The sequence below is a fragment of the Mesorhizobium newzealandense genome (assembly GCF_042682145.1).
In the GTDB taxonomy this organism is placed as follows: domain Bacteria; phylum Pseudomonadota; class Alphaproteobacteria; order Rhizobiales; family Rhizobiaceae; genus Mesorhizobium; species Mesorhizobium newzealandense.
In genome coordinates, this window is record NZ_JBHUGZ010000014.1 from 287745 (window position 1) to 308024 (window position 20280).

Genomic DNA, 20280 nt, shown 5'->3' on the forward strand with positions numbered 1-20280 from the left:
ACCTGGTCCTGGAGTGAATGTCCGTACCTGTCGAGGTCGCGCAACTATTGCGCCTCGCGGGGTGTTGCCGCGGGCAGCCTTGCCGGCAGCATCTTCAAAGCCTCGCGCAGGGCTTCGCGGCCGGATGCGAATGCCAACGCGATGACGATGGTGATCAGGTAGGCGAGAATGGCGCCGCTGGCCAAGCCAATGACATGCTGCTGCGGCAGCAGCGGCTTGATGAACCAGATGGCGGCCAGCGCCAGATGGGCGCCAAGCACGAATGGCGTTGCCGCGCGCAGCACATGATGCGCCTGCAGCGGACCGCTCTTGCCGACATAGAGCCACAGGAATGGCGTCCTCAGATATTCGCTGATCGCATAGGCGATCGCCACGCCCAGCGCGCCATAGGGCAGGCCGAGCGCGAAGGCCAGCACCGAGGTCACGGCCGTGACGATGCCCCAGCGCATGAAGTCGCCGGAGCGGCCCTGGCTGACGAAAAGCCATCCCGCTGGATTGTTGAGTGGCTGCAGCAGCCCGGCAAAGCCGAGCGCCAGGAAAATGCTGGCGCTGGCGCGCCATTGCTCGCCGAGCACGAAGGGGATCAGCACGTCCGACATCGCGGTGGCGAAGGCGACGCCCGGAAGCGCGACCAGCAGGATCAGCGGCATGACGCGCAGATAGGCGCTGCGGTAGCGATCCGGCTCGTCCTTCAGCCTGGACAGCGCCGGAACCATCACCTTCGACAATGGGTTGGTGATCTGGCTCAGCGGAAACAAAAGCAGCTTGTAGGCGCGGTCATAAAGGCCGAGCTGGGCTTCGCCCCAATATTTGCCGATCAGCACATTATCGAGGTTGCGGGCAAAGAAATTGGCGAAGTTGAAGCCGGTGATGCCGGCGCCGAAATTGATCAATTCACTGATTCCGGCGACCTTGCGCGGCATGCCGGGGCGCCAGCGCGAGCTTGCCCAATAGCAGAGCGTCGGCAGCACCGCGCCGGTCAGCGTGCCAGCAAACAGCGCCCAATAGGAGCGGTCGATGAAGGTCCAGGCGATCGATACGGCCAGCCCGGCGATGGCGCTGGTGACGTCGATGATGGCCAGCCGGCCAAACTGCATGCGGCGCGTCAAAAGTGCCAGATGCTGCGCGCCAAGCCCATAAGCCATGATCTGCAGCCCGAACGCGGCCACCAGGCCGGCCACGCGCGGCTCGCCATAAAAGGCGGCGACCAGCGGAGCGGCGCCCGCAAGCACACAGGCCAGGATCGCGCTGACGGCCACATTGATCCAAAAGAGGTAGTTCACCTCCTCATGCCGAATGCCGTTTTTCTGGATTGTCGCCTGGGTCAGGCCGAAATCCTGGAACAGCGCGATGAAGGCCAGCACTGGCGCACACATCGCAACGACGCCGAAATCCTGCGGCGACAACAGCCGCGACAGCACGATGACGGATATGATCTGTGTCGCGACCCGCACCGATTGCGCCATGGCCGTGACAACCGCGCCACGCCCGACAGATTTGCGCAGAGAGCCTTCCGGCGGATCGAATGCATTGGCTTCCAAATTCAGGATTCCTGATTTTTGCGCGGATTCCGAGCCCGAAAATCCACTACCGCCGCCAACGGACAAACTACGGCAATAATTTTGCAGTGCAACAGAAAACGTGGATCACTGCGCCAAAAATGTTGCGATGCAGCAAGAGCTGTACTAGGTTCCCCTTGGGTGGGCCAACAGCGGTCGAGTTTTCATGCTGCATGTCTTGTACCTTGTACACGACGTTTCCGACCCGGCAGTGCGCCGGCGGATCATAATGCTGAGGGCAGGTGGAGCCCAGGTCACCTTGGCCGGCTTTCGTCGCACCACGAATCCGATTGCGGATATCGAGGGATTGCGGCCGATCGACCTTGGCGCGACGCGTGACGGGCGATTCGGTCAGCGGCTCGCGGCGGTCGCCAAGGCGGCGGTTTCGATAGGCTCCAAGCTTGGCGGCATGCCAAGGCCCGATCTCATCATCGCACGCAACCTGGAAATGCTGGCGCTTGCCCGCCGCGCCAGATCGGCCTTCAGTGCATCGGTTCCGATCGTCTACGAGTGCCTCGACATTCATCGCCTTGTGCTTCGCAACGATGTCCTGGGCAAGGCACTGCGTGCCACCGAACGCTTTCTGGCCAGGGATGTGAAGCTGCTGGTGACCAGTTCGCCTGCCTTCATCGCCAATTATTTCAAGCCGTTCGGCCAGGTCGCGGCGCCGATCGAACTGGTTGAGAACAAGTATTTCGAGGCCGCAGCGATCTTGCCCGGCGCTCCCGAGGCGCTCAGTGATTCTGAGGCGGCTGAGAGTCCGGTCGGACCCCCATGGCGGATCGGCTGGTTCGGCGCGTTGCGCTGCCGCCGCTCGCTCAAACTGCTGGCCGCCTTCTCCCGCCGGATGGAGGGACGCTTCGAGATCGTGCTGCGCGGCCGTCCGGCCCTGTCCGAATTCCCGGATTTCCATGCTTTCGTCGAATCCGAGCCGTGGCTGTCGTTTCGCGGACCGTATCGCAATCCGGAGGACATGGCGGCGATCTACGGCGAAGTCCATTTTTCCTGGGCGATTGATTTCTTCGAAGCGGGGCAGAACTCGGAATGGCTGCTGCCCAACCGCCTCTATGAAGGCTGCCGCTTCGGCGCGGTGCCGATCTCGATGGGCAACACCGAAACCGGGCGGTTCCTCAGCCAGCAGGATATCGGCATTCTCTTGCCAGAGGCTTCGCCCGAGGCGCTCAAGGCCACACTTGGCAAGATGGACGGGCATTGCTTTGCCAGGTTGAAGACGGATGTTGTTGCCCGCAACCCGAGGACGTGGAGCTACGATCGCAGCGATTGCCGGGCGCTTGTGGAGCGGCTGCGCAGCCTGACCGCCGTGCCCGGTTCGTTTGCGGCCGAGGCGTTGGCATAGGATGGCTGGAGATGGACAGAGACTGATGACGCAGACGGAAAAACCCTCATCCAGCCTGATCGTTATCCCGTGCCTGAACGAGGCCGCCCATATCGGTGTGCTGCTGGCTCAACTTCGCCCTGCCGCGGCAAGGCTTCGCGCCAGGATCATCGTCGCCGATGGCGGCAGCACCGACGGCACGCTGGCCATCGTCGAGGATATCGCGGGCAGGGATCCGCGCGTTATCCTGCTTCACAATGAAAGGCGCATCCAGAGTGCGGCGATCAACCTCGCCGTTGGCACCTTCGGTGAAGGCGCGGACTATCTCATCCGCATCGACGCGCATGGCGGCTATCCCGACGACTATTGTGATCGGCTGGTCGAGGAGGCATTAGCCACCGGGGCGGATTCGGTTGTCGTTTCGATGCTGACCAGCGGCAGCGGCACCGTGCAGAAGGCCGTCGCGGCGGCACAGAATTCCAAGCTCGGCACCGGCGGCTCCAAGCACCGGCACCTCTCCGCCGGAGAGTGGGTCGATCACGGTCATCACGCGCTGATTCGGATTTCGGCCTTCGGGGCTGTCGGCGGCTATGACGAGACGTTCAGCCACAACGAGGATGCCGAGCTCGACTACAGGCTGAGACAAGCCGGTTACAAGATCTGGATGAGCGGCAAGACGCAGATGATCTACTATCCGCGCGCCTCGCTCCGTGGCCTCTATTTCCAGTATCTCGGCTATGGTCGCGGCCGCGCCAAGAATGTGCTGAAGCACCGCGTCATCCCGAAGGTCCGGCAGATGGTGCCGCTCCTGGTGTTTCCGGTCGTGCTGCTGGCGGCCTTCTCCTTCGTGCACTGGTTGGCGGCGGTGCCGCTGCTGCTGTGGGCCTCCGTGTGCCAAGGCTACGGCCTGTGGACGGCCATCCGCCAGCGCAACGCCGACATCGCGCTTGCCGGCGTCTCGGCGATGGTCATGCATCTTGGCTGGTCTGTCGGCTTCTGGCTGCAGCTTCTCGGCCTCCGGTCGCGGCGCGGGGTGGCGTGATGGCGGTGCAGGCCAAGAACCGCAGCATCGACATCGGCGTCTGCACGTTCCGGCGGCCGGAACTGGCCGACACGCTGCGCTCGCTCGACGCCATGGATATGCCGGCGGAGTTCGATATCAGCATCATCGTCGCCGACAATGACGACACGCCGACCGCCCGGGACCTGGTGACGGCGCTGTCGCGGGAATTGACGCTGCCGATCCGCTATCATCATTGCCCGGCGCGCAACATTTCGATCGCCCGCAACGCTTGCCTCGACGCCAGCACGGCGGATTTCGTCGCTTTCATCGACGATGACGAGACGGCCACGCCCCGCTGGCTCGCCGAGCTGGTCGCCATGGCGCAATCGAGCGGTGCAGCCGCCGTGCTTGGCCCGGTCAGGGCGCGCTATCGCTCGGATGCGCCGGACTGGATGCGGCGCGGCGACTTCCATTCGACCTTGCCCGTCTGGGTGCGCGGCGAGATCCAGACCGGCTACACCTGCAACGTCCTGCTCCGGATGGGATCGGACAGCCTGCGTGGCCGCCGCTTCAGCCTGGCGCGTGGCCAGACCGGCGGCGAAGACACCGAGTTCTTCGACCAGATGCACAAAGCGGGCGGCCGCATCTTCTTTTCGCCCGAGGCCTGGGTCGACGAGGTGGTGCCGCGCTCGAGGGCGGCCTTCGACTGGCTCGGCCGCCGCCGCTTCCGCGTCGGGCAGACGCATGGGCATCTTCTGGGGCGCAACGCGCGCGGCATCGGCCTGGTCAAGCAGGTCGGCCTGGCGTCGGCAAAGGCCATCTATTGCTTCGCCTCGGCAGTTCCGGTCGTCATCAGTCCGATTCGCAGGAACCGCAGCGTGCTGCGCGGCATAATGCATGTCGGCGTCGTCAGTGGCCTCGTCGGCATCCGCGAAATCCGCCTCTACGGCCAGCCTTCGCCTCAGGAAGGAGGCAAGCGTGCAGCCTGACGTCAGCTTTGTCATCGCCGCCTACAACGCCGAGGCGACCCTCGACCGGGCGATCGCGAGCGCCATCGCCCAGAAGAACGTCAGCGTCGAAATCATCGTCGTCGACGACAAGTCGCGCGACGCGACGCTCGACGTGGCGCGGGCTTACCCGCAGCATGTCGTCCGCGTCGTCGCCCTGGCCAGCAATCGCGGTCCTGGCGGTGCCAGGAATGCCGGGCTCGATGTCGCCCGCGGCAGATGGATCGCGGTTCTCGATTCCGACGACGCCGTCTTTCCTGACCGCATCGCCGCCATGATCGCCCGCGCCGAAAAGGCAGGCGCGCAGATCGCCGTCGACAATCTGCAGGTCATCCGCGAGGACGGTGTCGTCGAGGACGCGATGTTTCCGACGCGCTATCTGGAGGAGTTGAGCGAAATCTCGTTGGCCAGCTACATCGCCGGCAACGTCGTCTTCGAATCGAAGTTCAATCTCGGCTACCTCAAGCCGATCTTCCAGCGCGAGTTCCTGGATGAAAACGGACTTCGCTATGATGAAAAACTGAGCATCGGTGAAGACTACATCCTGCTCGCCAACGCTTTGGCCAAGGGCGGCAAATGCGTGGTCGAGCCGACGATCGGCTATGCCTATCATATCCGCAGCGGCTCCATCTCCCGCGTGCTCGAGCTTCGCCATGTCGAAGCGATGCGCAAGGCAGATGCCGTGTTCGCTCAAACCCATTCGATGGACGAGGCCGCGCAAGTCGCGTTCGCCCGGCGCGGCCGCAGCCTGCGCAAGGCCGCATCGTTCCTGTCTATGGTTCAGCACATCAAGGCGCGGTCCCCGCTTAAGGCGATCCGGACAGCGCTTAGCGACCCGGCGGCGGTCAGGCATATGGGCATGCCGATCGCCGTGCGGTTGCGAAGAGTGGCGGCGCAGTTTGCCGTTGGGGTGGGGAGGTGAAGATGCAGGCACATGGAGGGGTTTTTCGTGGCCTGCGAATGGACTGAAGTCGATCTCCTCAGAAGGAATTTGCGATGAAGAAAATCAGGAAGGCCGTGATACCGGTGGCGGGGCTTGGAACAAGGTTCCTGCCGGCGACCAAGTCGATGCCGAAGGAAATGCTCCCCGTCGTCGACAGGCCTGTCGTGCAATATGCGGTGGACGAGGCCTTCGAGGCGGGCATCGAGCACATCGTGTTCGTCACCGGCCGCAACAAGGCGGTGATCGAGGACTATTTCGACCTCCATCCAGAACTGATCGGAACCCTGGAGCAGACCGGCAAGAAGGCGCAATTGCAGTCGCTGGAGAGCCTGCTGCCGGTGGCCGGCGCCACCAGTTTCATCCGCCAGCAATCGCCGCAAGGCCTCGGTCATGCCGTCTGGTGCGCGCGCGAAGTCATCGGCAACGAGCCCTTCGCCTTGCTGCTGCCGGACATGGTGTCGTTCGGTGGGCGGGGCTGCCTGGCTGAGATCGTCGATCTCTATGCTGAAACCGGCGGCAACGTGATCGCCGTCGAGCGCTGCGATCCGACCGAGACCAACAAATACGGCATCGTTGGCCGTGGCGCCGATGTCGGCGGCGGCTTCGAAGTGACGGCCATGGTCGAAAAGCCGGCGCCGGCCAACGCGCCGTCGAATTTCTACATCAACGGCCGCTACATCCTGCAGCCCGAGATTTTCGGGCTTCTGGGCAATCAGCAGCGCGGCGCCGGCAACGAGATCCAGTTGACGGACGCCATGGTCCGGCTGTCGCGGGATCAAGCGTTCTTCGCCCAGCCCTTCAAGGGTCGCATGTTCGACTGCGGTTCGAAGGAAGGGTTCATCCAGGCCAACATCGCCTTCGCGCTGGCGCGCGACGACATGAAGGGCCCGATTTTCGAGATGCTTCAGGAGTTCGTCCGGTCGCATGAACGCCAGGAAGAAGCCGCATAATGCCCATGTTTTGGGAGCATTTTCAGATGGCTGATGACGCGGGGCGATAGCGCCCGCGTTGTCTGGCACGAAGCTTGCGTCGTGTCGCGCAATGCTCCGATCTTCGCGGCGCTCGCAAGCCAAGGCATGATCCCGAAAAGCGGCTATCGGTTTTCGGAAAGGATCATGCCCAAACACTGAGATAGACCCCATCCCGATCATTGGGATGGAACAGGCTCTAGAATTGGACCGAAGATGAATTATGCCAACTTTCCTCTCGACAAGAGGATGCCATTGCCGAATTCAGACGCAGGAGACGGCGAAGACTTCATCGATATCGAGCGGCTCCTTGGCATGGCTTCACGGCAGGCCAAGGTGGTTGCCGTGTGCGCCGTCATCGGTCTTTTTCTGGGCCTGATCTATCTGCAGACCACGCCGCCGCAATATCAGTCGGTCTCAAGCGTGCTGATCGACGAAGGCTTGAACAAGATCGTCGATGACATCTCGGCTGCATCGACAACCATGCAGACCGATTCCGCCATCCTGAGCCAGATCGAAATCCTGACGTCGACACGGCTTGCCGCCGTGGTCGTCGACAAGCTGAAACTCGACAAGAATGATGCGTTCATGAATCCGCCCGTGTCGGCTCTGGCCAAGGGCGTCGGTCTGGTGCGGGGCCTGATCCAGTATGTTCGTCCCAGCCCTGTCTTGCCGGGCGTTGGTGACATCAGCAAACTCGACCCCGCCACCCGCGATGCGCTGATCGCCTCGTCCAGTCGCGACTACGCGATCCTCAAGCTGCAGAACGAGGTGCGGGCAGAGCGCACGGGGCGAAGCTACGTCATCGCCCTTGGGTATCAGGCGACGGATCCGGCCCTCGCCCATGCGATCACCAAAGCCTATGCCGATGCCTATCTCGCCGATCAGCTCGATGCCAGCTTCGACGCCACCGAGCGGGCGGCGGTCTGGTTGCAGGGCCGGTTGACGGAATTGCGCGAGAGCTCGCAGGCGGCATCGCTCGCGGTCGAGAAATTCAGGGCAGAACATGGTCTCGCCGCCAACAGCGATGGCCAGCTGATGAGCGACAAGCAACTTTCCGATCTCAACGCCCAGCTCATCGTCGCGCAGGCCGACACCGCCCGCGCCAGTGCCCGCTACCAGCAGTACAAGGCGATTGTCGAAAGCGGCTCCGACAACGCGTTCAAGGATGCCGCCATATCAAGCGACCAGCCGAGCAGCTCGGTCATCGCGGCGCTCAAGACCCGCTACCTCACGGTCGCCAAGCGGCTGCAGGACGTCGAGGCGAATTTCGGCCAGCAGCACCCGCAGGCGGTGGCGCTTGCCAAGGAGAAGGCCGACATATCGACGCAGATTTTCGGCGAACTGAAGCAGCTGACCGAAAGCTATCGCAACGAATATGAAGTGGCGCTGGCGCGCGAGACCGCGCTCAGGGCCAATGTCGCGGCCGCACAAGGCAAGAGTTCCGTCGACAACCAGACACAAGTCAAGCTGCGTGAACTCGATCAGCAGGCGACGGCGCTGACCACGCTCTATCAGACATTCCTCGGCCGCTACGAGGAAGCCGCGCAGCAGCAATCCTTCCCGGTCGGCAAGATCCGCATCATCTCGGACGCCTCGATGCCGATGGCCGCGTCGAGCCCGCGCACGATCGTCGTGCTTGGACTTTCGCTGGTGCTTGGCATGCTGATGGGCGCCGGCTTCGGCGGCCTGAATGAATTCAACGAACGTTTCTTCCGGACCGGCGAGGATGTGCGCGACCGTGTCGGGCTGAAATTCCTCGGCTATCTGCCGGCGATCGGCGGCAAGCTGGGCAAGGAAGAAAAGCCGGGCGAGACGCAGGTGGATGCCAAGACCGCCAAATCGCTGTCGGCCGCCGAAAAGCGGGCGCGCATGCGGGTCAGCATCGATTCGCCTGCGTCGATGTTCTCCGAAACGCTGCGCAGCGCCAAGATTGCCTTCGATGTCGTGATGGAAGGGCACGGCAGCCGCGTCATCGGCATCATCTCGGTGCTTCCCGGCGAGGGCAAGTCGACGGTCGCGGCAAATCTCGCCGGATTGCTTGCCGCCAACGGCGCCAAGACGCTGCTGATCGACGGCGACCTGCGCAACCCCGGCCTCAGCCGTGGCCTTGGCATGGGAGCCGAGCAAGGCTTGATGGAAGCGGTGGTGAACGGCCAGACCTGGCAGTCCGTCGGCAAGATCGACCGGCAGACGAAGCTGGCGATCATCCCGGCCGTGCTGCGCGGTCACTTCTCGCATACCAGCGAACTTCTCTCCTCGGCCGGGATGCGGCGCTTCATCGAGAACGCCAAGGAGACGTTCGAATACATCGTCGTCGATCTGCCGCCGCTCGGACCGGTGGTCGATGCCAAGGCTTTCGCGCCGCTGGTCGACCGTTTTGTGCTTGTCACCGAATGGGGGCGCACGCCCCGCGCGATGGTGAGGTCGATGCTGGAATCCGAGCCCTATGTCGCCAACAAGATCGTCGGGGCGGTGCTGAACAAGGTCGAGCTGAAGAAGCTGGCCAAATACGGATCGTTCGGCGGTTCCGAGAAATTCTTTGACAAATACTCGAGCTACTATCTGGAAAAGTCGGAAGTGCGCAGCAAGGCAACAGTCTGATATCGGCCGTTGCCCAAGCAGGTCCTTTTGGTGAAACGGAGCCAGTCGGCGCGCTTTAAAGCCTTTGTTTTTCTGCATGTCGTTGCCCCAAAAGCGCTGCGCGCTTTTGGCCGACATCGACTAGGAGCAGATCAGTTCCAGGAGCGGATCGGCCTGCTCCGCTTGTCGACGATTCTGACGGCAATCAGTCGTCCGCTGTGGGCGGCGGCGGTGTCGAGCCGGGTCTCGAAACCCTGCGGCTGGACAGTACGGCTCCTGCGCGGATTGGGCTCCGAGGTGCCGTAGGTCAACGAGGTCGCGATTAGGCGGCCTTGAGACGATAGCGGAAAACGGTGTGGTCGAGCAGCAGTCGGATCCGCGGCTCGGCCTCGGTAGCCACCAGCCAGCTTGCCGCGATCATTGTCGCGCCGACCATCACCATTGAGAAGAGATGCGGCAGTCCGGCGCGGACCAGCACGCCCAGCATGGCCGCGCCGACGACGTCGTGCAGGAGGTAGAGCGGATAGGTCATCAGTCCGATTCGGCGCCAGCCACTCCAAGACAGGTCGAGCCGCAGCGACCACGCCATCAGTCCGATCGCGGCAAGGAAGATCAAGATCGGCGGCGCGAACGGCATCTCTCGCCCGACCTTCAGGATATGAACGTCGACCGAACTGGCGATCTGTAGCACGCCGCCGCCCAGGAACAGGGCGCAGAAGGCAAGGCGAGCCGTCGTCACCGCCTTGAAGCGCATCAGCCACAGCATGACGCCGGTCGCGAAGAAAACGCCGTGGTGCACCAACAAAAGGTCGAGCGTGCGTGCCTCGGCAAGATCGGCCCAGCCGAGCGGGTAATAGAGGCACCAGAAAAGCGTGCTGGCCAGGCCGATGGCGATGGCCAGCATGTCCATCTGGTGGAAGCGGCCGAGCCGCAGCAAGGTCCAGACGACGGCATAGAAGGCGATCTCGATGCCGAGCGTCCAGTAGACGCTGTCCACCCAAGGGCCATAGGGGACGAACAGGCCGGTACGGACGAGCCTGATGACCGCGTCGGTCGGCCAGCTGAGGCCGACGGCCAAAAGCACCATCGCGGTGATGGGCGCACAAATCCAGACCGCGGGCGCCAGCCGTTTCACCCTCGCCTCGAAAAACCGCAGCGGCGTCGAGGTCTCGGCGCTGAAGGCGATGACGAAGCCGCTGATGACGAAGAAGATCTGGACGCCGACCCAGCCGGATTCGACCCAGGCGCCTATTGCCGGCTGCGCGGGAATGCCGCCCGTGGCGCGTGCCGAAACGCCGTCCGGAAACGCCCACACCCAGAAGCCGTAGTGATAGACCATGACCATGACGGCGGCGAGGAACCGCAGGATGTCGACGCCGCCAAATGTTATTTTCTTCTGCTGAGCCATACCGTCTCGCCGGATGGCCCCCCAATCAAGGGTGTAAGGTGGATTGCTGCATTGCACAACAAAAGATTGCGGCGCCGACCTCGACGATTTTGCTAAACTCCGATCCCTCGCTCCTTCAGGGCGGCGGTGATCTCGTCGAGAATCAGCGGATCGTCGATGGTCGCCGGCATCGTCCATTCTTCCTTGTCGGCGATCTTCTGCATGGTGCCGCGCAGGATCTTGCCCGAGCGCGTCTTGGGCAGGCGCTTGATCGTCACCACTGTCTTGAAGGCGGCGACCGGGCCGATGCGTTCGCGCACCAGACCGACCACTTCGCTCTCGATGACACCGGTTTCGCGTGAAACGCCGGCATTCAGCACCACGAAGCCGAGCGGCACCTGGCCCTTCATCGTATCGGCGATGCCGATGACGGCGCATTCGGCGACGTCGGGATGGGCGGAAAGCACCTCCTCCATGGCGCCGGTCGACAAACGGTGGCCGGCGACATTGATGATGTCGTCGGTGCGGGCCATGACGTAGAGATAGCCGTCCTCGTCGACCATGCCGGCATCCGCCGTCTTGTAGAAGCCGGGGAACTCGTCGAGATAGGCTTGGCGGAACCGTTGGTCGGCGTTCCACAGCGTCGGCAGGCAGCCGGCCGGCAGCGGCAGCTTGACCACCACATTGCCCAGCGTGCCGCGCGGCACCTCATGGCCGGCATCGTCAAGCACGCGGATGTCGTAGCCGGGCATCGGCACGCCGGGCGAGCCGTATTTCACCGGCAAGAGGCCGAGGCCGGCGGGATTGATCGTCATCGGCGAGCCGGTCTCGGTCTGCCACCAATGGTCGACCACCGGCACGTTCAGCTTCTGCTCCGCCCATTTGATGGTTTCGGGGTCGGCGCGCTCGCCGGCGAGGAACAGCGTGCGGAATTTCGACAGGTCGTATTTCGGAATGAACTCGCCTTTCGGATCCTGCCCCTTGATGGCCCGAAACGCGGTCGGCGCGGTGAACAGCGCGACCACGCCATGCTCTGATATCACCCGCCAGTAGGTGCCGGCATCGGGCGTGCCGATCGGCTTGCCTTCAAACAGCACGCTGGTGCAGCCATGCAGCAGCGGCCCATAGACGATATAGGAATGGCCGACCACCCAGCCGACATCCGACGCTGCCCAGAACACTTCGCCCGGCTTGACGCCGAACTCGTTTTCCATCGTCCATTTCAACGCGACCATGTGGCCGCCATTGTCGCGCACGATGCCCTTGGGCTGGCCGGTCGTACCCGATGTGTAGATGATGTAGAGCGGGTCGGTGGCGAGCACCGGAACGCAGTCGACATTGGCGCCGGCTGCCCGTTCGCGGGCGACGGCATCGGCGTAGTCGATGTCGAAATGCTCCCGCAACTCGCAACGCAGTTGGTCGCGCTGCAGGATCAGGCAGCCGTCCGGCTTGTGGCGGGAGATCTCGATCGCCTTGTCGAGCAGCGGCTTGTAGGCGACGACGCGGCCCGGCTCCAGTCCGCAGGAGGCGGAAATGATCAGCTTCGGCTTGGCGTCGTCGATGCGGGTGGCAAGCTCATGCGAGGCAAAGCCGCCGAAGACCACCGAATGCACGGCGCCGATGCGGGCGCAGGCCAGCATGGCGAAGGCGGCCTCCGCCACCATCGGCATGTAGATGATGACGCGGTCGCCCTTGCGAATGCCACGGTTCTTCAGCACCGAGGTCAGCGCGACGACCTCGCGCTTCAGCTCGGCATAGGTGAACTTCTTGATCGTCCCGGTGATGGCGCTGTCATGGATCAGCGCGATCTGGTCGGCGCGTCCGCCAGCGACGTGGCGGTCGACGGCGTTGTAACAGGTGTTGCAGGTGGCGCCGGTAAACCAGCGGCCATAGACGCCGGCGTCGTCGTCGAACACCTTGTCGTAGGGCGAATACCAGTCGATGGCCTCGGCCGCATCCGCCCAGAACTTTTCCGGATCGCGTTTCCAGCCGTCATAGACCTCATGATAGCGTGAAGCCATCCGACCCTCCCCAGGAATGTTTTTCTTCCCTCCAGATAGCGTGCTCTAACCTTGGCCGCAAATGCGCGCCATTATGCGGCCGGCATCGACCTGGCGCTTGGGGGCAAGCTGCGATGAAATTTCGATACGGGATTGGCGCAGCGGTGCTGACCGCCCTGTCATTGACGGTCGTGTCCGCCGCCCAGGCAGGCGATGCCGCGGCACGGCACATCATCGGCTTTTCGCCCGACGGCAGCTATTTCGCCTTCGAGCAATATGGAACGCTCGACGCCGGCGCTTCGGCTTCCGGCTATTCGCAGATCGACATCATCGACACCCGTACCGATCTGTTCGTCGACGGCAAGCCGATCCTCATCGTTGACGAATCCGAGGAGGCGACACTGACGCTCGAACAGGCGAGGGCGCAGGCCGCCGCCAAGGCGGCGCCCATCCTTGCCAAATATGCCATCGCGTCGCGGGGCGAGCAGACGGCTTCCGACAAGTTCACCTTTGCGGACGAGATGGTTGCCTACAACGACATTTCGCGCCTTGAGCAGGTGTCGCAGAAATGGCTGTCGCCGCTCTATGACCAACTCGACATCTCGACCATCCAGCTCGACCAGATCCTGGCGGACAGCATGACCGACTGTTCGGCGGGTTTCGACGCCACCCAGCAAGGCGACATATCAGGCAAGGCGCTCGGCTTTCGGCTGACGTTGCAGGGGCAGGACGGCAAGCCCTTCAAGGTCCTGCATGAGGACAAGGCCGTGCCGGGGTCGAGGAATTGCCCGACCTCCTACAGTCTGTCGGAATCCTACGAATTCACCCCCGCCGGCAAGCCCGCGGTGATTGTGGTGCTGGTGCAGCGCTTCAGCCAAGGCTTCGAAGGACGCGACCGCCGCTTCATTGCCGTGACCGGCCAGCCGCGCTGACGGATCCACGGCCCAAAGCTGTCTGACGGGCGGCTTCCATTCGATGAAGATGGATTGCTCTAAATGGGCAAAGCCACAAGCATGAGACCGATGCCGCCGAAGATCAAAATGGCTGTCGCCAGGGCTTTTCTGTGACGTTCGAAGCTCGTCGGAGCCCGTTCCCAATTGTAACGCATACGCTATCTCCCGAAGTCCCGGGGAGTCTTTACCTTACTTAGGGGAAGAAAAGCAACGGTCCGGCCCGGATGGCTCGGGCGTTCCCACGTCGCGAGGAAGACTATTTCTGGGACGATTCCTGCCGGTGGCCGGCGGCCGGGCGCGATTCCAACCGCTGGCCTGGCAGGAAGGCTACATGCCCCAGCGCAGCGCCGCCGTATGCACCGGCGCATCCCAGAATGCGGTCGTTTCCGCATCGAGCATGGTCAGCGTGATCGAGCACCCGGCCATGTCGAGTGAGGTGACATAGGAGCCGACCAGCGAACGGGTCACGGTCACGCCGTGCTTCTCGAAAATCCTCCGCGCGCTGTTGTACATCAGATAGAGTTCCATCAGCGGGGTGCCGCCGAAGCCGTTGACGAACAGCAGTGCCGGGCCTTTTGCCCTGTCGCCGAGATCGCCCAGGATCGCGGCGCAGATTTCCTCGGCAATGGCATCGGCGCTTTTCAAGGTGTCGCGCCGGCGGCCGGGCTCGCCATGGATGCCGACGCCGAACTCCATCTCGCTGTCGCCGATGTCGAAAGTCGGTTTGCCGGCGGCCGGCACAGTGCAACTGGTCAGCGCCACGCCCATCGAGCGGGTGGCAGTGTTGACGCGTTCGCCCAGCGCTTTCAGCGGCGCCAGCGCCAGGCCATGCTCGGCCGCCGCGCCAACGATCTTTTCGACCACCAGCGTGCCGGCGACGCCGCGCCGGCCGGTCGTGTAGGACGAGTTTTCAACGGCGACATCGTCATTGGTGACGATCTGCTGGACGCCTTCCGACATCTCGGCCGCCATCTCGAAGTTCATCACGTCGCCCTCATAGTTCTTGACGATGAACAGGCAGCCGGCGCCGGTGTCGACGGCTACCGCCGCAGCCAGCATCTGGTCCGGTGTCGGCGAGGTGAACACCTGGCCGGGGCAGGCGGCGTCGAGCATGCCGTGACCGACAAAGCCGCCATGCAGCGGCTCGTGGCCGGAGCCGCCGCCGGAGATCAGCGCCACCTTGCCCGGCCGCAAGGCCCTGCGGCGTACGAACTTGTGCTCGTCGCCAAGCACGAGGATGTCGGCATGGGCGGCGATGAAGCCGTCGAGGCTTTCGGTCAGCACCGTGTCCACCGAATTCATAAATTTCTTCACGGCCGTCTCCTCCGAAATAGGCCTCAAACCAAAGCAATTCCAGAAAAAGTGTGTAACGGTTTTCCGTCCGGAATTGCGTAGAAACAAAAGGTTAGAGCGGCTCCATCATTCCACGAAATATTGCACCGCTCTAACGGATCAGCCACCCTTGCCGGTGATGCTGGTGATCTTCTGGATGAAGTCATTGACCGCCCTGTCCAGCGCCGCATTCTGCTTTTCGTCGCCGAAATCGGGCACGATGAGCGAAACATGCCGCGTCTTGCGCATGCCTGCCGCGACAGACATTTTTCCCGGATGCGCCTGATGGTAGGCCGCGAGAAACTGGTCGCGCTCGGCCGGGCTGAAATGGCAGACGGAAAAGATGGAAGGCAAATGTTTTGACGGAATCGGGATCGAATAGGCCGGACTGGAAATCTGCGTGACGAAGCTGCGGTGCTTGCCGAGCGCATCAGCAAGGCGCTGGCGCATGCCGGACGGCCGCTGGTCGATGACATGCGACAGGATCGTCTTGTAGGCGCGGATAGCCTCTTCGGAACCGGGTTCAGGTGTCTTGTCGACCATGCCCGGCGCCTAGACCGAAACGTCCGCTATGGCCGCCTTGGCCATCGCGAGTTGCGCCGGAGCGATGGAAAGATCGCGCAGGCCGGCCTCGAGCAGCGACGGGATCGAGGCGGGGTCACCGCCGGCATCGCCGCACAGGCTGACCGGAATTGCTTCACGCAGGCCAAACGCGGTCACGGCAGCGACCAGCCGCAGCACGGCCGGATGACGGACCGAGTTGAGGTGCGCCACCGCGGTGTTGTCGCGGGCAGCCGCCATGACATATTGGGTGAGGTCGTTGGAGCCGATCGAGAAGAAGGCGGCTTCTGCAAAGGCCTCCGGCACGATCGCCACCGAGGGCACCTCGACCATGATGCCGAGCGGCGGCATTTTGTGCGCGATGCCACGTGCGGCAAGCGCTGCTTGCTCTTCGGCGAACATCGCCGCTGCCTGTCTGTATTCCTCCACAATGGCGATCATCGGGAACATCACTTTCAGACTGCCGTGGATGGCGGCGCGCAGCAACGCCCGGATCTGTACACGAAACACCTCCGGTCTTGCCAGCGACAGCCTGATGCCACGCAGGCCGAGGAACGGATTGCCTTCCTCGACGGTGAAGCCGGGCACCGGCTTGTCGCCGCCGGCATCGACGGTGCGGATCGTCACCGGTTTGTCAGCGGCCCATTCCAGCACCCTGCGATAGGCGCGATATTGCGTTTCCTCATCCGGCAACGTCCTGCCGAACAGGAATTCGGTGCGCATCAGGCCGACGCCGTCGCAGGTCGCGATGTCGATGCCGTCGACGTCGGACGGGTCGGCGATGTTGACCTGCACGCGCACGGCCGTGCCGGTCCTGGTCACCGCCGGCCGCGCCAGGAAGGTCCCGGCCTGGTCGCGGCGGGCCGCAAACGATGAGGACGATTGGCGAAAGGCGGCGATCTCGGCCTTGGAGGGCGACAGCACGATACCGCCATGTTCGGCATCGAGCAGTGCGATGCCGGCAAGAGCGGCAGGCGGGTAGCCAAGCCCCACAACCATGGGCACGCCGCGTGAGCGCGCAAGCATGGCGACGTGGCTCGCCGTGCTGCCTGCCTTCAGCGCGATGCCGCCACCGCCACTCCAGTCGGTTTCGAGAAAGCGCGTCGGCGCGATGTCCTCGCCGTAGAGAATGGCGCCGGGTGGTATTGCAATCTCGCCATCCTCGGTCAGGGCCCGCAAAACCTGGTCCCTGATGTCGCGTATGTCAGCCGCACGCGCGCGGAAATAGTCTTGGTCTGAAGCATCGTAGCCGGCGATTTCGGCGTCGAGCGCCTGTCGCCATGCCGCATCGGCGGGATGTCCGGCGTCGATCTCTGCAAAAGCCGGGCCGCTTAGCGCGTCGTCCTCCAGCATGGCGATCTGGAATTCGAGGATGTCGGCGGCGTCACCGTCCGCCTTTTCGATCAAAGCGGTGAGGCGGCCCGTCGCAATGGCGATTGCGGTCTCGAGCGCAGCCTTCTCGTCGGCGGTATTTTCCTTGCAGGCGTAAGCAATGGCAATCCGGTCAAGGTCGAACAGCGGCCCCTCGGCATAACCGGCCGAGGCCGAGATGCCTTGCAGCCTAAGCGATGCGGGCATGGTCCGCGCCTTCGTCGAAATCGCGCCGCACCAGTTCGACCAGCGCGTCGACGGCGTCATTGGCGCCATCGCCGCTGGCCCGGATGTGCAGCACCGTGCCTTTCGGCGCCTTGGTTGCCATCACCTTGACGATGCTCTTGGCGTCGAACCATGGCCCGTTGGCGGCCAGCGCTATTTCCACCTCAGCGGCAAAGGTCTTGGCCAGCTTGGTGAACTTCACCGAAGGACGCGCATGCAGACCCACCTCATGGGTGATCAGGACGGTCGCTTCGGCGGATGCGGACATATCTTCAAGATTCCCGTTCATTCACGACGGCGACAATTCGTGCGCCGTCGCCACCACTTCCTTGAGCGAGGCCCCGCCGGACGCCTCGGTCGCCGCCATGACCGCGCCTTCGACGATCGGCGCGTTGCAGACGATGATCTTCTGCGCACGCGGCTCGCCGATCATCTCCACCGCCATTTCGCTGTTGGTCTCGGCGCCGCCGAGATCGACCAGGATGGCGACGCCGGCTTCCGACCATGCCCTGTCGATGGCGCCCATGATCGCCTCGATATTGGTGCCGAGCCCGCCATGGCCGTTTCCGCCGCACCATGCAAGCGGCACTTCGTCGCCCACCATCTGCCGAACCATGTCGGCCGTGCCCTCGGCAACCAGCGGCGAATGCGAAACGATGACGATGCCGACATTGCTCATGCGCTTTCCCCGATGGTTTCCGCCACTGTCCGCACCAGCAGAGCGGTTGAACGCGCGCCGGCATCCATATGGCCGATCGAGCGGTCGCCAAGGAACGAGGCGCGGCCACGCAGGGCCTTCATCGGCACGGTCGCTTCAGCTGCCGCGTCGGCGATATCGGCGATTTCCGCCGCTGTCTTTCCCTGCAGCAGCGCATCATGCACCGGCTGCAGCACATCGAGCATCGTCTTCTGCCCGACCTGTGACTTGCCCCGCGCCGCCACCGCTTCGATGGCCTTGCCGAAAGCCAGGGTCAGATCGGCTCGATCGGGCGCGGCGGAAATCTCCTTGCCGAGCGCCATGAACAAGGTGCCGAACAGCGGACCGGAAGCGCCACCGACCGTCATCACCAGCTTGGTGCCGATCGCTTTCAGGGCGTCGGGCAGCGGCTTGGCCGAAAACGCGTCGGCCTCGCTGCGCACGGCCTCAAAACCACGCTTCATGTTCAGCCCGTGGTCGCCGTCGCCGATCGCCTGGTCGAGCGCCGTCAACGCCTCGGCGTGGGCGGCAATCGTGTCCGCGGCGGCCGCGATCAGCCTGGAGAGGTTCAACGCAGCCATGTCAGCCAACTTCCCGGTTTCCGTTCTGCCGGCAGTAGCGAAAGAACTTTCATTCGACAACTGAAGCATGCGTCAGGCCGCTGCAAGCAGTGCGGCCGCGGCCGCGAAGGCCTCGGCCACGGCATGGGCGCCGGGGTCGACCACGCCTTGCAGCTTGCTGCCGACATAGGCGGACCGCCCGGCTTTAGCTCTCTCCATGGCAGACGTGGCCTCGGCACCGCGTCGGGCCGCCGTTGCCGCCTCCTCCAGGCCGCCGGCGTCCAGCGCTTTGAGGGCTGGCTCCAGGGCGTCGACCATGGTTCGGTCGCCGACCTTTGCGCCGCCGTAGAAGGTCATCCGTTCGAGGCCGGCAAGCAGCGCTTTCGCCACGCTGGCGCCGCCATCCAAAGCCTGCGCCGCCGCCGTGAAGAAGATCGACAGCAGCACCCCGCTTGAGCCGCCCATGGACGCGCTCAGAATGTCGCCCACCGCGCCAAGTGTTGCCGCCGGATCGGCCAGCGGCAGCGTATCAAGCCGCTCCAGCACACTGCGTGCGCCGGTCGCCACCGTCGAGCCGGTGTCGCCGTCTCCCGCCTTGGCGTCCAGCCCGTTCAATGTGGCTTCGAGCGCGATCAGCCTTTCGCAGATGGTAACGACAAGGCGACTGGTGCGAGCATCCTGGCTGGGCTTGCGTGCCGCGCTCAAAGTGGCTGGTGTCGCCAGCGGCACGACAGCGGGTGCAACAACCGGCTTTGCCGGCATCCAGGCGTGCGGGCCAACCGGCGTCAGCAGGGCTGTCTCGCGCACGGCATCGAGCCGGATCAGCGACAGCGAGAAGCCGTTCATGTTGAGCGCCGTCATCATCGGTCCGGGGCCGATCGTCAGCTTTATGGTTTTGGCGAGCGGCGAGGCCAGCACCGCATTGGCGACAAGCGACATTTCGAGCGGCGGCACCGAACCGAGATTGTTGATCAGCAAGGCATAACTGGCTGCAGGATCGAGCCGTACTGCAAGGCGCTCCGCCATGATCGCGACCAGCCTGTCGGCGCTTTGCACTGCAATCCGCTCGACGCCCGGCTCGCCATGAATGCCGAGGCCGAGCTCGCCGCTATTTTCGCCAAATCTATCTTCGTGCGGTTGGCCCGGGATCGAGCAGGATGAAAGCGACATGCCGAGGGAAACGATATCCTTCGCCGCCGCCCGTGCCGCCGCCGCGATATCAGCCAGATCGTGACCGGCTTCCGACAGGTGGCCTGATATCTTGTGCACGAACAACGTGCCGGCAACGCCGCGCGGCTGGGCAATGTCGGGGAGCGCGATGTCATCGGCGACGATCACCATTTCGACGCGAAAACCTTCGCCGCGCGCCTTCTCGGCCGCCAGGCCGAAATTGAGGCGGTCGCCGGTGTAGTTCTTGACGATCAGCAGGCAGCCGGCCGGGCCGGTGACGGCGCGAATGGCCGCCAGCACCGCCTCGACGCTTGGCGAGGCAAAGATCTCGCCCGAGACCGCCGCTGTTAGCATGCCCTTGCCGACGAAGCCGGCATGCGACGGCTCGTGCCCGGCGCCACCGCCGGAGACGACGCTGACCTTTGTCTTGTCCCAATTGGCGCGCAGGACGACCTTGATCTCGGGATAGCCGTCGAGGCGCGCGAGGTCGCCAGCGCCAATGGTCCGCAAGAGGCCATCCAGCGCCTCGGTGACGATCGTTTCCCTGCGATTGAAAAAGTGCTTCATCGAATTCGTCCAGTCACTGGTCTGCAGTCATCAATCAGAAGCCGGTGTTGAGCCCTTG

18 protein-coding genes are annotated in these 20280 nt (G+C 63.7%); 8 read left to right on the top strand and 10 right to left on the bottom strand.

The genetic code is table 11. The annotated features are described in order from the left end of the window. Positions 1-44: 44 nt before the first annotated feature. Complete coding sequence (locus tag ACFSOZ_RS21995; RefSeq protein WP_379101455.1) at positions 45-1541, bottom strand: lipopolysaccharide biosynthesis protein; 1497 nt, start codon at positions 1539-1541, stop codon at positions 45-47. A 184-nt stretch (positions 1542-1725) separates the two neighbouring features. On the opposite strand from ACFSOZ_RS21995, the gene ACFSOZ_RS22000 reads away from it, so the two are divergent. The 7 genes from ACFSOZ_RS22000 (at position 1726) to ACFSOZ_RS22030 (ending at position 9705) form a co-directional block, all read left to right on the top strand. Beyond that, entirely contained in the window at positions 1726-2916 is a 1191-nt protein-coding gene (locus ACFSOZ_RS22000; RefSeq protein WP_379101457.1) for a glycosyltransferase family protein, read from the top strand. A gap of 25 nt (positions 2917-2941) precedes the next feature. After that, positions 2942-3937 carry a glycosyltransferase family 2 protein gene (locus tag ACFSOZ_RS22005; RefSeq protein WP_379101458.1) on the top strand — a complete coding sequence of 332 codons (996 nt, stop codon included), beginning with the start codon at positions 2942-2944 and terminating at the stop codon, positions 3935-3937. Next, positions 3937-4887, top strand: a complete 951-nt coding sequence (locus ACFSOZ_RS22010) for a glycosyltransferase family 2 protein (RefSeq protein ID WP_379101460.1) — start codon at positions 3937-3939, stop codon at positions 4885-4887. Before ACFSOZ_RS22005 ends, ACFSOZ_RS22010 begins: the two co-directional genes overlap by 1 nt. Then, positions 4877-5827 (top strand): glycosyltransferase family 2 protein, encoded by a 951-nt coding sequence (locus ACFSOZ_RS22015; RefSeq protein ID WP_379101462.1) that lies wholly within the window; start codon positions 4877-4879, stop codon positions 5825-5827. Before ACFSOZ_RS22010 ends, ACFSOZ_RS22015 begins: the two co-directional genes overlap by 11 nt. Before the next feature lie 74 nt (positions 5828-5901). Then, positions 5902-6798: a UTP--glucose-1-phosphate uridylyltransferase gene (locus tag ACFSOZ_RS22020; RefSeq protein ID WP_379101464.1), complete on the top strand. Its 897-nt coding sequence runs from the start codon at positions 5902-5904 to the stop codon at positions 6796-6798. A gap of 234 nt (positions 6799-7032) precedes the next feature. Beyond that, positions 7033-9420, top strand: a complete 2388-nt coding sequence (locus ACFSOZ_RS22025; protein WP_379101466.1) for a polysaccharide biosynthesis tyrosine autokinase — start codon at positions 7033-7035, stop codon at positions 9418-9420. 9 nt (positions 9421-9429) lie between these two features. Continuing rightward, entirely contained in the window at positions 9430-9705 is a 276-nt protein-coding gene (locus ACFSOZ_RS22030) for a hypothetical protein (protein ID WP_379101468.1), read from the top strand. A gap of 16 nt (positions 9706-9721) precedes the next feature. Here the strand turns inward: ACFSOZ_RS22030 and ACFSOZ_RS22035 are convergent, their stop codons facing one another. Next, the gene (locus ACFSOZ_RS22035) at positions 9722-10807 is read right to left on the bottom strand and encodes an acyltransferase family protein (RefSeq protein WP_379101470.1); all 1086 of its coding nucleotides are present in this window, start codon (positions 10805-10807) and stop codon (positions 9722-9724) included. Positions 10808-10899: 92 nt separating this feature from the next. Further along, positions 10900-12807, bottom strand: a complete 1908-nt coding sequence (locus ACFSOZ_RS22040; protein ID WP_379101471.1) for a propionyl-CoA synthetase — start codon at positions 12805-12807, stop codon at positions 10900-10902. A 113-nt stretch (positions 12808-12920) separates the two neighbouring features. Between ACFSOZ_RS22040 and ACFSOZ_RS22045 the strand changes: the two genes are divergently transcribed. After that, on the top strand, positions 12921-13718 hold the full coding sequence (locus tag ACFSOZ_RS22045) for a DUF2259 domain-containing protein (RefSeq protein ID WP_379101473.1): 798 nt from the start codon (positions 12921-12923) through the stop codon (positions 13716-13718). 348 nt (positions 13719-14066) lie between these two features. Here ACFSOZ_RS22045 and dhaK read toward each other — a convergent pair whose 3' ends face one another. From dhaK to ACFSOZ_RS22080, 7 genes are all read right to left on the bottom strand, one after another. Then, positions 14067-15053 carry a dihydroxyacetone kinase subunit DhaK gene (gene dhaK / locus ACFSOZ_RS22050; RefSeq protein WP_379101475.1) on the bottom strand — a complete coding sequence of 329 codons (987 nt, stop codon included), beginning with the start codon at positions 15051-15053 and terminating at the stop codon, positions 14067-14069. A gap of 138 nt (positions 15054-15191) precedes the next feature. Continuing rightward, positions 15192-15614 carry a hypothetical protein gene (locus ACFSOZ_RS22055; protein WP_379101476.1) on the bottom strand — a complete coding sequence of 141 codons (423 nt, stop codon included), beginning with the start codon at positions 15612-15614 and terminating at the stop codon, positions 15192-15194. Positions 15615-15623: 9 nt separating this feature from the next. Beyond that, a complete protein-coding gene (gene ptsP / locus ACFSOZ_RS22060; protein ID WP_379101478.1) occupies positions 15624-17210 on the bottom strand; it encodes a phosphoenolpyruvate--protein phosphotransferase in 1587 nt (528 codons plus the stop codon). Further along, positions 17194-17496, bottom strand: a complete 303-nt coding sequence (locus ACFSOZ_RS22065) for an HPr family phosphocarrier protein (RefSeq protein WP_379101480.1) — start codon at positions 17494-17496, stop codon at positions 17194-17196. The genes ptsP and ACFSOZ_RS22065 overlap by 17 nt, the downstream gene beginning before the upstream one ends. Before the next feature lie 21 nt (positions 17497-17517). Then, positions 17518-17907 carry a dihydroxyacetone kinase phosphoryl donor subunit DhaM gene (gene dhaM, locus ACFSOZ_RS22070; RefSeq protein WP_379101481.1) on the bottom strand — a complete coding sequence of 130 codons (390 nt, stop codon included), beginning with the start codon at positions 17905-17907 and terminating at the stop codon, positions 17518-17520. Continuing rightward, positions 17904-18506, bottom strand: a complete 603-nt coding sequence (gene dhaL, locus ACFSOZ_RS22075; RefSeq protein WP_379101483.1) for a dihydroxyacetone kinase subunit DhaL — start codon at positions 18504-18506, stop codon at positions 17904-17906. Before dhaL ends, dhaM begins: the two co-directional genes overlap by 4 nt. Before the next feature lie 72 nt (positions 18507-18578). Then, positions 18579-20222 (bottom strand): dihydroxyacetone kinase subunit DhaK, encoded by a 1644-nt coding sequence (locus ACFSOZ_RS22080; protein ID WP_379101485.1) that lies wholly within the window; start codon positions 20220-20222, stop codon positions 18579-18581. Between the last annotated feature and the right edge of the window lie 58 nt (positions 20223-20280).

Bases quoted from the DNA above. Each gene is read 5' to 3' on its own strand.
- ACFSOZ_RS22000 (WP_379101457.1), top strand. From the start codon at position 1,726: ATGCTGCATGTCTTGTACCTTGTACACGACGTTTCCGACCCGGCAGTG.
- dhaL (WP_379101483.1), bottom strand. From the start codon at position 18,506: ATGGCTGCGTTGAACCTCTCCAGGCTGATCGCGGCCGCCGCGGACACG.
- ACFSOZ_RS22020 (WP_379101464.1), top strand. From the start codon at position 5,902: ATGAAGAAAATCAGGAAGGCCGTGATACCGGTGGCGGGGCTTGGAACA.
- ACFSOZ_RS22055 (WP_379101476.1), bottom strand. From the start codon at position 15,614: ATGGTCGACAAGACACCTGAACCCGGTTCCGAAGAGGCTATCCGCGCC.
- ACFSOZ_RS22025 (WP_379101466.1), top strand. From the start codon at position 7,033: ATGAATTATGCCAACTTTCCTCTCGACAAGAGGATGCCATTGCCGAAT.
- ACFSOZ_RS22040 (WP_379101471.1), bottom strand. From the start codon at position 12,807: ATGGCTTCACGCTATCATGAGGTCTATGACGGCTGGAAACGCGATCCG.
- ACFSOZ_RS22080 (WP_379101485.1), bottom strand. From the start codon at position 20,222: ATGAAGCACTTTTTCAATCGCAGGGAAACGATCGTCACCGAGGCGCTG.
- ACFSOZ_RS22010 (WP_379101460.1), top strand. From the start codon at position 3,937: ATGGCGGTGCAGGCCAAGAACCGCAGCATCGACATCGGCGTCTGCACG.
- dhaM (WP_379101481.1), bottom strand. From the start codon at position 17,907: ATGAGCAATGTCGGCATCGTCATCGTTTCGCATTCGCCGCTGGTTGCC.
- ACFSOZ_RS22045 (WP_379101473.1), top strand. From the start codon at position 12,921: ATGAAATTTCGATACGGGATTGGCGCAGCGGTGCTGACCGCCCTGTCA.
- ACFSOZ_RS22035 (WP_379101470.1), bottom strand. From the start codon at position 10,807: ATGGCTCAGCAGAAGAAAATAACATTTGGCGGCGTCGACATCCTGCGG.
- ptsP (WP_379101478.1), bottom strand. From the start codon at position 17,210: ATGCCCGCATCGCTTAGGCTGCAAGGCATCTCGGCCTCGGCCGGTTAT.
- ACFSOZ_RS22005 (WP_379101458.1), top strand. From the start codon at position 2,942: ATGACGCAGACGGAAAAACCCTCATCCAGCCTGATCGTTATCCCGTGC.
- ACFSOZ_RS22065 (WP_379101480.1), bottom strand. From the start codon at position 17,496: ATGTCCGCATCCGCCGAAGCGACCGTCCTGATCACCCATGAGGTGGGT.